Origin of the sequence: Paenibacillus cucumis (ex Kampfer et al. 2016) (assembly GCF_019748695.1) — a bacterium.
Lineage (GTDB): Bacteria > Bacillota > Bacilli > Paenibacillales > Paenibacillaceae > Paenibacillus > Paenibacillus polysaccharolyticus.
Window position 1 is genome coordinate 38,935 of sequence record NZ_JACLIC010000032.1, and the last position, 14,296, is coordinate 53,230.

At 45.2% G+C, this 14,296-nt stretch carries 9 protein-coding genes; all 9 read right to left on the minus strand.

From position 1 onward, the window contains the following. Positions 1–280: 280 nt before the first annotated feature. Positions 281–1,972 carry a type 2 periplasmic-binding domain-containing protein gene (locus tag H7T88_RS19225; RefSeq protein ID WP_221789895.1) on the minus strand — a complete coding sequence of 564 codons (1,692 nt, stop codon included), beginning with the start codon at positions 1,970–1,972 and terminating at the stop codon, positions 281–283. A gap of 124 nt (positions 1,973–2,096) precedes the next feature. Next, positions 2,097–3,725 carry a response regulator gene (locus H7T88_RS19230; RefSeq protein WP_221789897.1) on the minus strand — a complete coding sequence of 543 codons (1,629 nt, stop codon included), beginning with the start codon at positions 3,723–3,725 and terminating at the stop codon, positions 2,097–2,099. 26 nt (positions 3,726–3,751) lie between these two features. Continuing rightward, the gene (locus tag H7T88_RS19235) at positions 3,752–5,506 is read right to left on the minus strand and encodes a sensor histidine kinase (protein ID WP_221789899.1); all 1,755 of its coding nucleotides are present in this window, start codon (positions 5,504–5,506) and stop codon (positions 3,752–3,754) included. Positions 5,507–6,016: 510 nt separating this feature from the next. Further along, positions 6,017–6,715 (minus strand): hypothetical protein, encoded by a 699-nt coding sequence (locus tag H7T88_RS19240; RefSeq protein WP_221789901.1) that lies wholly within the window; start codon positions 6,713–6,715, stop codon positions 6,017–6,019. Between the two features lie 177 nt (positions 6,716–6,892). After that, the gene (locus H7T88_RS19245; RefSeq protein ID WP_090924404.1) at positions 6,893–8,422 is read right to left on the minus strand and encodes an ABC transporter substrate-binding protein; all 1,530 of its coding nucleotides are present in this window, start codon (positions 8,420–8,422) and stop codon (positions 6,893–6,895) included. A gap of 143 nt (positions 8,423–8,565) precedes the next feature. Further along, a complete protein-coding gene (locus tag H7T88_RS19250; protein WP_221789903.1) occupies positions 8,566–9,474 on the minus strand; it encodes a carbohydrate ABC transporter permease in 909 nt (302 codons plus the stop codon). 17 nt (positions 9,475–9,491) lie between these two features. Further along, positions 9,492–10,478 (minus strand): ABC transporter permease, encoded by a 987-nt coding sequence (locus H7T88_RS19255; protein WP_186809556.1) that lies wholly within the window; start codon positions 10,476–10,478, stop codon positions 9,492–9,494. 181 nt (positions 10,479–10,659) lie between these two features. Continuing rightward, complete coding sequence (locus H7T88_RS19260; protein WP_221789905.1) at positions 10,660–12,273, minus strand: response regulator transcription factor; 1,614 nt, start codon at positions 12,271–12,273, stop codon at positions 10,660–10,662. Then, complete coding sequence (locus H7T88_RS19265) at positions 12,248–14,041, minus strand: sensor histidine kinase (RefSeq protein ID WP_221789907.1); 1,794 nt, start codon at positions 14,039–14,041, stop codon at positions 12,248–12,250. The genes H7T88_RS19260 and H7T88_RS19265 overlap by 26 nt, the downstream gene beginning before the upstream one ends. Positions 14,042–14,296 lie beyond the last annotated feature (255 nt).

Below are 14,296 nucleotides of genomic sequence, written 5' to 3' on the forward strand. Positions count from 1 at the left end.
ATTGCTCCCCCTGTAATTCTTCCTACTCAAGTACTCCTGAGTGGCTCTATAGGCAAATTATATCAACCTACCAGCACCCCAAAACAGCGCATAAAAGCAATATAAATGGCACAAAAGCAACTACTTTGGACATGTACTGGAAAGAGGGACTCTTGGAGCTGTATTCCCCCGTTTCGCAGGTTTTTTATGCATTCTTCAAGGTTTGAAAAATGAAAAAACGCACAGACTTTTATCGTCTGTGCGTCACGTTTGGCTTTACATTTTCATCGTGTATAGCCGATTATTTTTTCACGCCGTCATACCATTCGTTCACTTCTTGAGTGATCTGATCGCCGCCACCGGATTTCCATGTTTGAACAAAGGTATCAAACGAATCGACCGGACTCTTGCCATAGATGATCTCATTAAAGGTCTGGTTCTCGATTTTGTTGAGGTAATCCAGTTTGGACTTCATCGTTTTCGTTGTAGGCCCTGTGAACATGTCTTTGAAAGAAATATCTTTCTGTTCCAGCAACACTTTCGCTGCTGCAGGCGTTTCAGGTCCGTAGTTCACTGCTACGTCTTTTTCCAGCTTCGTTTGCGGCTCTTTACCGTCTGCAAGATTCATCAATGCTTTCATCTGAGCATCCGGAATACGCGCGCCGTCACGAACAAGCAGGTAACGTACGACGTTGACATATCCACCATCGATTTCATCCGGTTTTTTCTGTTTGCCGTTGGCATCCAATTGATAGTCGTATCCATCAAACAAACCGTTATCATATTCACTTCCTGGCTTCGGATCTGCATAATTATCAAACAGGTAGTTTTGATACGTAAAGAATGCTTCTGGATGTGCCATATCTTTTTTGATCAATGTCACACCGTTAACAAACTGTGTTCCGTGACGCATTGCTTTACCATCGGGTCCAGCCGGGATAGCAATGGGCTTCCATACGGCACTTGGTACGTTCTTCACGGTATCGATCAATGGCCATCCACTCATCCAGTAAGGGCCAGGGATAATTCCTGCTGTACCTGCCACTGCCGGCTCAGCCGTTTTGTTCTCATCCCACAGCGCTGCTTCCTGAGGAATGTATCCTTTTGTCAGCCATTCATTCAGTTTTGTCAACCCTTGTTTCATGCCTGAGTTAATCGAACCATACTCCAGCTTGCCATCTGCACCTACATTCCATTGGGAAGGCAGTGTACCATAAGCGCCGAAGATCCAAGATGGATCACCCATCCATGTATTCATGGATTTCTTGAAACCAATGCTCAGGGGTGTTACTTTATCCGGCGCAAGACCATCCGGATTTTTGTTTTTGAATGCATCCATAACCACTTCCAGCTCGTCAATGGTTGTTGGTGCTTTCATATTCAGCTTATCCAGCCAGTCTTGACGAATCCAGAGCAGGTAGTCGTTGTTGTATGCGTAATCCAGTACGGGAATACCCATTCTTTTACCGTCACGGCTGTATTGATTCCATACGTTTGGATCTTGCTCCATCGCTTTTTTCCATGTGTCTGAAGCATATTTATCGAACAATGGTCCAACTTCCTGATACATACCCGAGTCAATTAAGTCTTGAGCCACCAGATTGTCCGGTTGTCCAACCGTAACGATATCAGGCATTTCCTGACCGGAAGACATCGCCAAACGCAATTTTGTTGCGAATGCACTGTTCGTATCCGTCACGGACCACAGGGATTTGATATCAATACCAAATTTGTCCTTTGCCCATTTGGTAGCTACGTTATTTTCCATGGATTCACCGTTTTTAAATTTCAGTTCCGGGTCAATCCCCCATGCCGTCGTGATCGTTACCGCTGGATCATACTTTTCCTTGTATTCATTTTGAGCTCCTGTGGAGCTGGGTGTTGCACTCTCTTTGCTTTCATTGCCACCTGAACATCCTGCAAGCACGACAGTCAGACACAGCGTTGTAGCGAGAAGCGACAAGAATCTCTTTTTCGTTGATTGCGCTCTCATGTTGTTCCCCCTTAAATCGTTTTGGTTACCCTTTCATTATAGGACGGGTCAGGTACATCAGCCTATGATACGAAATCAAGATTTCTGCACCTTTGCCAACCTATATGCTCGAATGATGTTGTATTTATGTCTGATCCCGGAATTCATTCGGTGTTAACCCATAATGTTTTTTGAACATTTTGCTGAAATATTGCGGATTTTGATATCCGAGTTCACTCGTTATCTCATATATTTTTTTATTCGTATTTTTAAGCAAATACAGTGCCCGTTCCATACGCATGCGAATCATATAATCTCCCAGACCCTCGCCTGTCTCTGCTTTATATATTTTCGAAAGGTATACCGGATGTAAATAGACTTTATCCGCAATCATCTTCACGGAGAGGTCTTGCCCGGTGTCTCTGGTCACCAGTTCCTGCACCTGTTTAATGACATGTCTACGACTCTGTGCTCCCTCCTGATCGGACAATTCCTCCTGCAGCTTCGCCAGCATATCCATGGCCCAGCGCCTTAGCTTCTCTGGAGATTGGATCAATTGATGAGCCAGCAACAAGTCAAACCCCGCATGGTCGATCTCGTGCACCAAGTGACCCTGTTTGTGGGCGATGTACATAAAAGCATTGGTAACCGACAAGTACATCTCATACACATACTCTCTGGACAAGCAAACCTGATCCGCCGCATCAAAAACGGCATTCAACTTGGCGGCTGCTGTCTCCCATTGTTTGGTCTCCAGTAGCTGCGGCAGTACCGGTGGCTTGTACAACTCTTCAAGAGCCTGAGCCGCATCATTTTCGGGGCGCTTGTTTATGGTATTTTCCATATCCACATAGATGATCTTGTGTTCTTCCGGTCCCGAAAGAACAAGAGAACCCAGGCTTTTTCGATAAACGTTGGTGAGTTCTTTAAAAGGAAACGGAGGGGTCACAACGATGGATAAATCTCCTTGAAGATAACGCACCACATGCTCCCGGAAGGTCTCGGCGACATTACGTAATGGACTGTTAACCAGCAGGGATTCTTCCGCCTGTTCCCTGTTCTGCAGGAACATCACCAAGCAATCATGTGGCCCACGGCTGAACCAGACATGATAGGTCTCCCCGAGCACTTCCTCGGCGATATTTCCAACAGCAAAATCCATCAAATCAATGGACTGCTGATCCATGGATGCAAAACGTCCAGCAAGACGAATCAGCATCATCGCAGCAGGGTGTTCCGGCTCTATATGAAGCTCATATTGCTCTAATTGCTCGCGCAGCGCTTTCGACGAAACCTCTCGGCCAAGCAGCAAATCATGCATAAGATTCTCTCTCAGAATCTTGTAGTCGGATTTACGACTGTACAGCAGACGATGATATTTGTCGAACTCATCCCACTCATCCCGCAGAGAGGTAATCGCCGCTGATACCGAATTCATAAACTCATCATCATTAACAGGTTTTAAAATATAGTCAGCCGCCTGTAATTGAATTGCCTTTTTAGCATAATCAAAATCACTGTGACCTGTCAGCAGAATACAGCGCACATGAGGCCAGCGCCGGTTTACTTCCGCAATCAGATCAAGGCCTGTCATACCTGGCATGCGAATATCCGTCACGACGATATCCACTGCATTTTCTTCCATAATCTCCAGCGCTTCCTTGCCCGATGCTGCACGCAACACCGTCGTGACTCCAAGTTCCCCCCAAGGAATCGTTAACTCCAAACTTTCTGTTACATATGTTTCATCATCCACAAGCAATATATCAATCAATGTGGTCACTCCCTAGTCCCTTATATTCACTCTTTGTCTTTCAGCAGAGGTTGCTGTTCCACTGGCCATGACAAGGTCACACGAACTCCCCCGAGCTCTGATTCCGCCAGCTCAATGCCACCCTTCCCTCCATACCTGAGTTGTAACCTCTGATTCACGTTCCACAATCCGCAGCCCATCTCCTGATCCATAGTACCTGCAAGTTTGATCAACATCGCTTCTCGCTCTTCTTGCGTCATTCCTTGACCATCATCTTCGACAATCAAAAAAAGTGTACCGCCTCGTTGCTCACCGGACACCCGGATCTCTCCGGCTTCTGCATCCGCTTCGATACCATGGATGACCGCATTTTCAACCAGAGGTTGTACGATTAGCGGAGGCACTTCAATCCGCAACATATCTTCTGGCAGATCCAGCGTGTAGTGGATACGTTCCATACGCATACGTTGAATTTCAAGATAGTTGGTCACAAATTCAATCTCTTCAGATAACGGAACAACATCCCGCTCCTGTCTTGTGGTGTACCTGTAATACCTCGACAGATTATGCGACATAGCCACAACGGCATCGACTCGCTTCAGCTTCGCCATACTCGTAATGAATGAAAAACAATTATAGAAGAAATGCGGGTTAATCTGTGACTGCAATTGCTTTAAACGTGCTTCCCGGACATGGATTTGCTCAAGGTATACATGCTCAAACAACTGCTGAATCTTTTCCACCATGGAATTAAAACGTTCAGACAAAAAACTGAACTCATTACGGCCTTTGGGCTCAATACGAACCGAATAATCTTCTTGCTTCAATCGCTGGAAACCGCGAATCAGTTGCTTTACCGGTACTTGAACTTGCACATATAACAAGTACGCCGCAATACAACTCATCAGCAGCAGACAAATCATTGCAGAATAAAACAGCTGATTCGACTGGTGAATCGGTTTCAAAATATCTGAAAGCGGCATGTAATCGACCAAATACCAGCCGGTTGTACTCGATTTCACAGAATTGACCATGTATGGCTCATTTCCAATGACGATCGTGCGATTTTCTACGTCTTGCAGTGTATGGCTAGATAATTCTTTGATTAATTGATTAGTTAACGTACGATCTGATGTCCGGTTATAGATCACCCCAGTCCCTTCGCGAAAATAGAACGGGTCATGCCTGCCGTCGCCTTTGAATTTATCGAGCATGTCACGGATATTATCGCTATCGAACTCCAGCTTGATAATCGTTTCTGCATTCTCCGCAGGATTCTCGATGCCATAAGGTGACACCGTAATCCAGCTGAATTTGAACCGATCATTCTGCCCATCCTCGATTTTGTGCACATCCCAGCCAGAGATGAGGCTTTCTTTTAAAGCCTGCTTGTCATAAGTACGGGCATCCCGTTCCGAGATCACCCTGCCAAGCGATGGAGAGTACAGATATAATTTGGTCTCCCAGTTAGATGAGCTTTCCTGAATACTCAGCTTGTTCTGGATTCGCTTGACGAGATTGATGGCATCCAGATCAAAATAACGGCTCTCCGCAAATATGCGCCGAAAGCTCGCAATATCGGGGTCATGAATCAGCAGGTTCGGCCAAGAGGATAATAATTCAATATGGGTATTGACCTGATTCTGGAAAAATTCAAGCTGATTGCTGTTCGAACGATTAAGCTCAGTCCTTAGTACGGCTGTTGTTTTATGATTGGAATACCAGTACAGGAGCACAACGGGAATAAGCATGATCAGAATTAAAATGACCATCTTGGAAAACAGATTTGTCCGGTATGACATGGAAGTTTCATCTCGCTTTATTTGTTTTTTTACTTTTACTACAGAAGTGGAACTAACGATTTTACACAATCCACTCCGATGACAGAATAACCTTCCATTCGCTGTTATCCCCAGATTTTTTGATTCCTTTTTAAAAAAGGGGAAATCCGGTGATAAAGGCGACCGCTTCGCTTTTCTAGGTTTTTTCTGTCCTCTCCGTTAACGTGTAAAAAAGAGTTAACTTATATCGTGACATTAATTGTAATCAAATTGGTTGTAATTACAATCTATTTCTTGCACACGGGCAAACCAAATCAATAGAGTGCCCCACTATCTATCCTAAACATTGTCTCCCCTGTGGAAAAGGAGATAAAACCAATTTATCAGCACTAAATTCAACTTCTGTACACGAAAAAAACCGGCATATCTGCCGGTTCCGTCCGTATAAGCAAAGCTTTTTTTATGTTTTCCTTCTGCAAGTGATTCATTATATATGTTATGTACTTGAAACTAGAGTCTGTTTATCACGAACTAAGGAATGTCATAATCAAAAACCGTATTTCTTCCATCGACTTCCACATCTAATACAATATCCTTCAATCTGCCCCTCACTTCGAGCGGGCTTTCCGCCACACCTGAAAATTTAAGTGTACCCGTGAATGTCTTCCTCGGCTCAATCCGAATCGGTCTCGCCTCTAGATGAACCGACTGTAATGATTCGGACAGCGGATCATCCTGATTTGAATAGCTTCCATACAAATCAGGTTTAACCATTACAGCAACCGCAGAGTTACTGTAATTTTTCAGCGTCAATTCACAGGTTGCCAAGGCATATCCATTAGATGACACATCATAGGTGCATGAGCTGTCATTCTGCATGTAAGATATGCTATTCATACCTGTTGCTCCCCATTTCACCACGTACATCAACTTGTCTGTCATAAATGAATAACAGAGTATGATAGCCAGAACAGCAATCCATAACGTTTTTGCCACAAGTGGAAACGTACACATGATCTCTTTACGCGTAAGATAATATCCACAGGCAAGCATTCCAAGTCCAAAGTACATCGTGATGTGTACACCACTTAAATAGGATGTGGTATACGGAGAAATACCAATGAATAATAACAGCGAATCCCCTACTGAGAAACCGAGATGATGTTTAAAGGTAAAGATGATGGCAAACAGCAATAATCCCCCTGAGAACACAAGCCTGGTTCTCGACACGAAAGCACCTCCTAATCAACCACCTGATTATATCATATTTTTCCTATTTTTGATTAACGATCCAGACACGAAAAAAAGGAGTTATCGGTTTTTACCGATAACATCCCTTTTTGGAGTCCTGCCTGATGAGATGCATTGGATGATGGAATCATGCGATCTCTCAGGACAGCTTTTTTACTATTTTTGAGCCAAAAATGCATCCAGTTGCTCTTGTTTGGCTGCGATAATCTTATCGATGCCTGCTGCTTTTAATTTTTCCAAATACTTCGGAATCATTTCATTCGGATCAACGGCACCCGAAGTCATTCCCGGCTTAAATTGTTTGTTGACGTTATTTACGGCCGCAATTTCGTTTTTAACCGACTGGCTGTTAAACGTGAAACCAAGGGCAGGAGATTTTACACCTTTTGCGTTAAACTCTTTGAACTTTTCCCATTTCTGTGGATCTTCGTTATCCCACAGATAGTTCAGGAACTGGTTACCCAGTTGCCATTGTGCACCTGGATTGTAGGTACGGCTGTTTGCATCTACGCCGTCAGGCAACTTAATGATGTTCTCTTGACCTTCTACTTTTACATAGTGTTTGCCTTCAATACCGAAGTTGAGCAAATTGTTAATTTCTTTGTCAGAGTGTAACAAGTTAATGACTTGCATTGCTTTCTCCGGTTGTTCGGAAGAACGGGAGATCGCAAGCATTGCACCAGAGGCATCCCCAGTTGTAATCGTTGGACTGGTCATCTCAATTTGCGTGAGCGGATGTCCTACATAACCTTCCTCTTCCTTGTCTTTACCTGGCTTCATACCATCCGTCCACATGAAAGCTTTACCGGCTTTCGCCTGATCTTTCGGGAATACATTGGACGTAGCTGCATCACTGTTGATGTAACCCGCTTGATACCATTTACGTGCAAGTTCGGCTGCTTCTTTAAATTCCGGTGTTTCCACCTCGTTCAAAACGGTAGTCTCTCCTGCGGTCTTAGAGATTACGCCAGGTACAGATGCATCACCGAGGTAATCCCAATCCAGATTTTCCAAGAGTCCATTACCATTCGTATTGGACATGTAGAACGGAGTAACAGACGGTTCGTTCTCTTTAATTGTTTTGAGCAGTGGTTCCAAATCAGCCCATGTTTTAACTGCTGTCAGGTCCAGTTTGTATTTATCAGCCAGATCCTTGCGCACCAGCACGCCACGTGTGGCAGCAAGCTCCTTGTTCGTTGGTACACCATAGTTCACGCCATCTACCTGGGAACCTTCCAGGAAAGCAGGGTCCAGATTTTTCTTGATATCCTGACCGTATTTATCAAGCAGTTCATTCAGCGGCAAGAATGCGCCCTTCGCCACGTTTACCGTGTAGTTCTGCCAAGCAGCGGTAAAGATAATGTCTGCTTTTTCCCCTGATGAGATCATCAGGTTCAGCTTGTTATCCCACTGTCCCCAGTCCACAGCATTAATTTTGATGGTTGCCCCAATCTTGGGCTCCATCTTTTTATTAATTTCTGCTTCCACAAGAGCGACATCTTTCTGAGGTGTTCCCGGATAGAACAAGGAAACCTCATAAGGCTTTTCATTGTTTGTGTTCGGCGTACTGCCCTCAGCACCAGGTGTTGCAGAGTTTCCCTTGTCTGACGAACAGCCTGCAAGCACCAGTGCCAGTGCCATGGCCGCCGCCGTCATACGTGACCATACTTTTAACGATTGAACCAATTGAACCCCTCCTGTTCATATAATGGACCCTTGTCTTCCACACGTTTACCGTTCTTCCCCAATTCCTCATAAACGGCAAGCTTTCTGTATATGCCCTTTCGTCTATCTTCGATTGACCATACTCCCTCCCTAACCGGCCGGAGTTATCCTTTCACAGCACCTACTGTCAGACCTTTGATGAAGTAACGCTGAAAGAACGGGTACGCCAGTACGATTGGACCGATACCGACGACAGCCATCGCCATTTGCAACGTTTTGTTTGGCAGATTTAGAAGTCCGCCCTGCGATGAGATCTGTGAAGAAACGTTAGAGTTGGTTGTTAAATATTGAATATCGAGCAGCGTCCGGTACATAAGGTACTGAAGGCTGATCGTCCGGTTATCCGAAATAAAAATCATACTAAGATACCAGTCATTCCAATAGTTCAGCGTACTGAACAGCGCGACGGTTGCCATAACCGGCAATGAAAGCGGCAGTACAATTCGCAAAAACGTTTTCAATTCACCTGCTCCATCGATACGTGCCGATTCCAGAATCGAAACGGGAATGGAGTTCGCGAAGAAAGTACGCATGACAAGTACAAAGAACGGTGATAAGAGCAACGGCAAGATCAAAGCGAGAATCGAGTTTTTCAAATCCAGCACGTTGACGTAAACCAGATACCAGGGAACAAGTCCACCGTTAAACAACATCGTGAAGAAGATGAAAAAGGCGAACCAGCCTCGGTATGGCAGATCTCTTCGTGATAGTGGATAAGCATATAATGCGGTCAGCGCAACACTCGTAACCGTACCAACAACCGTTACGATGATAGAAATTCCATACGAGTGGATGATCTGATCCATATCTTTAAAGAGGAATTCATAGGCCGTGAGGCTGAATTGCTCCGGTATAAGCTTGTAGCCATTCGCAATAACCGTTGTCTCGTCGGAGAAAGAGATGGCGAAGACCAGTATGATCGGCACGATACAGGCAATGGCATAGAATAAAAACATGAAATGAATAACAGCAGCAGAACGCTTGGATACAGCTAATGGATCACGTGTTTTCACAACTGACTTGCCTCCTCTCAAAATAGTGCATTATCTTTGTCGATCCGTCTGACGATGGTGTTGGACACCAGCACCAGTACAAATCCGACAATCGCTTGATATAGACCTGCCGCAGATGACATCCCGATGTCTCCACCAATGAGGAATGTCCGATATACATACGTATCAAGAACGTTGGTTACAGGGAACAACGCGCCCGATTCCAGCGGAACCTGATAGAACAAGCTGAAGTCTGCATAGAAGATCCGGCCAATCTGAAGCAATGTCATAATAACAATCAGCGGGATCAAAAACGGAATGGTGATAAAACGAATCTGATGCCACTTCGATGCACCATCCAGCACAGCCGCTTCATAATATTCTTCATCAATGCCCACAACAGCGGCCAGATAAATGACGGCATAATAACCGATATTTTTCCACGTATTCACAAGCGGCAAGATGTACGGCCAATACTTCGGTTCCGAGTACCAGTCAATTGGCTGTCCTCCGAACATTTGCAGTATGGTTGAGTTCATGAATCCCGAGTCCTTGCCGAGGAAAGCCAAAACGAGATAACTAACCACAATCATCGATAGAAAATAAGGTAACAACATCAGCGACTGATACAGTTTGGACATCGCTTTGTTTTTAACTTCGTTAAGCAAAATGGCGAGACCTACACCGACAGTAAGATTGAGTGCAATAAACACGGTGTTGTATGCAAGGGTGTTTCGCGTAATTTCCCATGCATCGCTGGTCGAGAACAGGTATTTAAAATTGTCCCACCCGCTCCACGGGCTTCCCCAGATTCCATCCGCGTAGTTTACATTTTTGAATGCGATCAGAACGCCGAACATCGGCATATAATTGTTTACCAGCAGAAACAGAATGCCTGGCAAAAACATCAGGTAAAGTACCTTGTACTTGCCAAGATTGTACAACACGGACTTGCGCTTTCGAACCGTGCCTTCCGGTATCTCCGATATCCGTACGCCCTTACCCGCTTGGGGTTGTGTCTTCATAACGTGTTCTCCCTCACTCCTCTTGAATTCTTCCTCAGGATGAAGCTCCGTGCGCCTCCTGTGGTTCAAGTATACGGCGGGGCGATCAAGTCCTCTATCTGCTGTGGTGACCTATTCAGTTATCAAATTATGACTTTGATGCCATAAAAAACAAACAAAAAGCGCAGCATGCTGCGCCTGATTACATGGTTCTGGATTGTTTGCGAAACTCCTGTGGTGTAATGCCGGTACATTTTTTGAACATTTTCGTAAAATGAGAGTAATTATAGTATCCGACCTTACCCGCAATATCCGTTACCTTGACGGTGGATTGAGATAACAACGTTTTCGCCATGGCCACTCTGCGCTGAAGGATAAACTCGGACAGAGACATTCCCTTTTCTTTACGGAACAAACGTGACAAATATGCCGGGTTAAATCCGGCAAAAGCAGCCAGTTCCTCCCGCATCAGTTCTTCTCCAATGTGGTTTTCAATATAGATACATAACTGATCTACAATTGACATCGGGTTCTGATCATCCGGGTACAATACGGGAATGACACGATCTATGAGATCCAGAGTCCATTGTTTCAACTGCGGTAATGACCTCGTGACTACGGCTTCTTCCGGCTCCCGTTCTCCGGGATACAAGCTGCGAATAGACACATTATTCTGGTGCAGAAGCGGATAGACAACGTGCAACATCGCATGATAATAGAGCCGTAACATCTCTGGAGATAACCCATCCTGGGCAGCAAGTAAATCAAAAATTTCATCCACACGTTCTCGCAAATCTTCTACCTTGCCGGTTTCAAAAAGGATAGACAGCTCCGAGAACCACGGGATAGGCAAAAACCGATCCTCCTGATCCCGATCCCGCTCATCATACACAAAAACCTCTTCGAGCTCTTTAATGTTGCGGCGCTCCATGTCCATGAGTTCATTCAACATGCCTTGCAATTCGGTTACAGCTACCGGTGCACCTACATAACAGGATAGCCGGCAGTAGAAGTATGTGCCGCACTCCTGAATGTAACGCTGACAACGTTGCTCCGCTTCACTAGCAGCAAGGATGACATCATCTTGCTCATAGGCTAGCACTATATTTAAGCCACTGTGATCTTGGAACACTTCACCCGGTTTCTCTCCGAGTAATATTTCTCTCGCTGCATTGCGTAGAGCATATTCCAGTACCTCTTCATCGCGCAGATTAAATTCACGTACCCACTCTTCAACAGAGATCACGATGGGCAGTACACGCACCTCGGGATCAATCTCTGCACCGTACAGTTCAGCAAGTTTTTGCAGCCGTTGTGGAGTAAGTGCACTTCGCTGAGATACTGCGTCCTTCCAGAAACGTTCCGTCAGGAGTGGTTTATGGGTTTTCCAGCGTTTGTATACGGTTTCGTAAACTTCGTTCGTTCGTGTGCGTTGCTCTCCGTCTCTAATCTTCTCCAATGCTCTTATAACTACTTTGAGCAGTTGGTCTGCGGGAGCAGGTTTCAACAGATAATCAAAACTATTCAGTTTGATGGCGGTCTGGGCATAATCAAAGAGCGCATGACCTGTCAGAAAAATCGTCAGAATGCCAGGGTCATGCTTCAATACCCAGCTCTGCAGGTCGAGCCCGGTTTCCCCAGGCATCTCGATGTCGCAAATCAGAATGTCGATAGCATGGGTTCGGATGACCTGCCGAGCTTCCTCCACATCACATGCACCGAATACCTGGTCAATTCCGGCTGCATTCCAGTCCACTCCCTCCAGCATGGCTTGCAGGGCATACACTTCATCATCCACGATCAACAGGTTCCGCATGATTTCCTCCTTCTTGCTCCTCGGTCTGAGCAGGCAAATAAATGCTTACTGCAGCGCCTCCGTCTATCCTATTTTCAAACGTTAACCCGGCCTCCGGACCATACTTCACCAGTAACCGATGTGCAACATTCCATATCCCGATGTGTTGCCCCCCGGGATCTTTGGCATATTCTCCCCGTTGTAGTTGTTCTAGTAGCACGGGCTTGAACCCGACCCCGTTGTCCACAATCTGTAGCAGGAGCATACCATCTTCGGCCTGACTACTGGACGTTTCCGTCAGACGTGCGGTAATCCGAATCACAAATGACTGCATTCTGCGTTGAAAACCATGGATAATTGCATTTTCGACAAAAGGCTGAATTGTCAGCGGCGGAAGCACAACATGTCCCACCTCTGGATCAATATCCAGTTCAAAATCCAGCTTGCTCGGGAACCTTAACTTCTGAATTTCAAGATAATGTCGAATGTGCTCCATCTCTTCGTTTAGCGTGATCACTCGTTTGCCAGCCCTTAAGCTGGATCTGAAATAATCAGCCAGATGACCAGCCATCTGTTGCACCAGTTCATGTTTTTGCAAGGAAGCGAGGCTATGAATAATATTCAGGGAATTCAGATAAAAGTGAGGATTAATCTGCATCTGCAATTGCTTGAACTCCGCCTCTCGCGTACGCAGTTGCTCTTCATATACATCAATCTTCAAATGTTGAATTTCCTGAATCATCTGATTGAAGCTACGTGTCACAAACTCCAGTTCAGACGAAGACGGTGCCTCCAGCGTTACATCGAGTTCCCCTCGGCTAACCCTTCTCATTCCCCGAATAAGCGCATTCATTGGACGGAACAGAAGCTGTCTTAGGAAGAAAAGTGCTGTGATCAAAATAACGGCCGCCCCGATCGGAAGTAGCCTGATGATCTGTTGGAAAAACGGCAGGTTACGCATCATATCTTCCTCTGGCAACAAGACGATATAATTCATATCCGACATGGCTGAGGGAATGCCCACCATTAAATACTGACGAGCAGTACTATCCGGCTCCGAGATGACCTGATACGGACTCTCCAAATCGGTCAAATGATCGCCGACCAGCTTGATCTGCCCCTTATTTAACGTAGAATCAGATAATGCTCTGCCATCAGGTGTAACGATCACCGCTCCACCTCTGTCACTTGATTCAGCAAACTGTTGTGTGTCATTCAGCGCATTCATATCGACCAGTGCGCCAGCATAGAACTGCTGATTGATACGTACCGTTTTCACAAGTGCATTAAATGATCCTCCGCGGACGATGCTCCATTCCGGCCTTTGGATATCCCCTTCGAGCTGCCGCATCTGTGCAGGCATATTGCGCTGTACCACCGATTTTTTAATATCATAATTGCCCGCGGTTGCCAGCAACAGGTCATCATTCACCGCATCATACAAATAAAAAGAATCGATAAGATTATAGAAACCGATATCGGTCATAAACTTGTTCATGATTCGCTGCTTGGCAATGATGTAATCTCCGCTTCCGTATTCAAGAAAAAACAGCGAGATAATATCAGGGTCACGCTCACCCAAGCTGTATAAATATCGATTGGTTTCCTGTAATACACGCTCATTTTGTTCCACGTTTTTGGCCAAATGATTCATATTGGTGAGGGATACCTTATCACGTACGACCTTCATGGCATACACATTGTTATAGTACAACAGCATAAACAGCGGTAGCATGATTAACGTAAGTCCCACAATAAATTTAAAGCGTAATGAACGGATCAAGTTCATACATTAACGTCCTTTTGATTCAGGCTGGCTGAATTTTTTCTAATTTCTACCTGAAGATGGCATGTATATTGTAATCACCTCAGTTTGCCGTTGTCTATCAGGTTCGGTGACCCTCTGATGTGTGTTATCGTGACTTGCTATAGTCATAGTCCCCTGTCGTGTGTTTGCTCGTTTCACTCATATAATTCTCTGGATGTAAAAAAAATCCTGCTCTATAAGTTGAACTAAAGACGTTTACACCGGGGCACTCCAATG

What these genes read in the sequence shown, in the direction of transcription:
- H7T88_RS19260 (WP_221789905.1), bottom strand. Translation starts at nt 12,273, where the DNA reads ATGCGGAACCTGTTGATCGTGGATGATGAAGTGTATGCCCTGCAAGCC.
- H7T88_RS19255 (WP_186809556.1), bottom strand. Translation starts at nt 10,478, where the DNA reads ATGAAGACACAACCCCAAGCGGGTAAGGGCGTACGGATATCGGAGATA.
- H7T88_RS19265 (WP_221789907.1), bottom strand. Translation starts at nt 14,041, where the DNA reads ATGAACTTGATCCGTTCATTACGCTTTAAATTTATTGTGGGACTTACG.
- H7T88_RS19235 (WP_221789899.1), bottom strand. Translation starts at nt 5,506, where the DNA reads ATGTCATACCGGACAAATCTGTTTTCCAAGATGGTCATTTTAATTCTG.
- H7T88_RS19225 (WP_221789895.1), bottom strand. Translation starts at nt 1,972, where the DNA reads ATGAGAGCGCAATCAACGAAAAAGAGATTCTTGTCGCTTCTCGCTACA.